1 protein-coding gene is annotated in these 517 nt (G+C 46.4%); it reads right to left on the bottom strand.

Annotated elements, in window-relative coordinates; all coding sequences use genetic code 11:
• On the bottom strand, positions 1-517 hold a 517-nt coding region (locus tag R7Z50_RS31100; RefSeq protein WP_318150227.1), incomplete at both ends, for a GTPase.

Genomic DNA, 517 nt, shown 5'->3' with positions numbered 1-517 from the left:
ATACGACGACCACGAACCATTGGCGGTTGGTGATCATCAGTCGCCATCTTCATGATACGAGTCAAAACAGAGGTACCAACACGTGTCGTTGCCGACTTGTACGCTTCTTGGATAGACTCAAATAAGTGACCAACACCAGTACCGTGCAGTGCAGAGATAAAGTGAATACGAGCAAAGTCAACGAAACCTAGGCGGCGGTCTAGCTCTTTCTTCACGTTCTCTTTTACTTCGTTATCTAGACCATCCCACTTGTTTACCGCTAATACGATTGAACGACCGGCGTTCAATGCAAAACCTAGCAGGCTCAAGTCTTGGTCAGAGATGTTTTCACGTGCGTCGATAACCAATAGCACTACGTTTGCGTCTTCAACGGCTTTCAACGTTTTAACAACAGAGAATTTCTCAACCGTTTCGTTAATACGACCACGACGACGTACACCCGCAGTATCAATGATTACATACTCACGGCCATCACGTTCCATAGGAATGTAGATTGAGTCACGAGTTGTGCCTGGCA

The sequence above is a fragment of the Vibrio sp. 1249-1 genome (assembly GCF_033340495.1).
This window is presented reverse-complemented; position numbering and strand designations above follow the sequence as displayed.